Genomic DNA, 1,087 nt, shown 5'->3' on the forward strand with positions numbered 1-1,087 from the left:
CAGCGGGGCTTCAGCTTCGGCGTCGGGAGTGGGGGTTGTTTGGCCTATCATGATGGGTCTCGCAACGCACAAATTTTAGACCTCGTTCACGTGCCTGACAACCTTCCCCCTGCTTTCGTCGCATATCCGCGCCTGCCCGGCCATCAATTGCTGAGCCTGCAGGGCGTGGATGCAGTGGCTTTTGCCCATGCCCAGTTCAGCAGCGACGTGACCGCCCTGCCCCTGCTGCACTGGCAGTGGAGCGCGTGGCTGAGCGCCAAGGGCCGCACCCTGGCGGTGTTCCAGCTGCTGCGGCTGGCCGATGACCATGTGCTGCTGGTGCTCGCCGACGGTGATGCCGATGCGATTGCGTCGCAACTGCAGCGCTTCGTGTTCCGCCGCAAAGTGAAACTGCAGGTGCATGCAGACCTGGCCGTGGCCGGTGCCTTTACTGCGCCGGAAGCCGCCGCTGGCGCCGCCATCGCGCTGGTCGGCAGTCAGGGTTGGGAGCTGGATCTGGGCAGCGACGCACTTCCCCGTACTTTGCGCATCGGCCCGGTCGAGGCCTTCCCGGCCAGCGACGGAGCCGAAGATGCCGCCTTCGCCCTGGCCTGGCGCCAGGCCGACCTGCGCTTTGGCCTGCCACGCTTGGCAGAGAGCCAGCGCGAGGTGTGGACCCCGCAGCAGCTGGGCCTGGACCGCCTCAATGGCTACAGCGTGAAGAAGGGCTGCTACCCCGGCCAGGAAATCGTCGCGCGCACCCATTTCCTCGGCAAGGCCAAGCGCGCGGTGCAGCTGCTGCATACCGCTGCACCTGCGCAGGCAGGCGATGGCGTGCAGCAGGACGGCGTCGCRCTCGGCACCCTGGCCAGCGTGGCCGGCGATCTGGCACTGGCTGTGCTGCCACTGGAGACCGGCGACAGCGAACTGCAGGTGGGCAACGCGGTCGCGCAGCGGATGCCGCTGCTGGACGGCCTGGCGCGCTGAGGCGCCCGCCGGGCATGGCCCGGCGCTACCACTGGCCTGGCGGGTGCGGACCGTTGGTCCGCACGCCTTCGGCGAAGGAAGGTAGTGCCGGCCACTGGCCGGCAACCACGCCGGGTTGAGG

General features: G+C 68.6%; 1 protein-coding gene. It reads left to right on the forward strand.

What is annotated here, in order from left to right; all coding sequences use genetic code 11:
- Positions 1 to 90: 90 nt before the first annotated feature.
- Complete coding sequence (ygfZ, locus tag AC1VAN_RS22665; protein WP_312963298.1) at positions 91 to 966, forward strand: CAF17-like 4Fe-4S cluster assembly/insertion protein YgfZ; 876 nt, start codon at positions 91 to 93, stop codon at positions 964 to 966.
- Positions 967 to 1,087 lie beyond the last annotated feature (121 nt).

The organism is Stenotrophomonas sp. 05L44_2 (assembly GCF_056665995.1).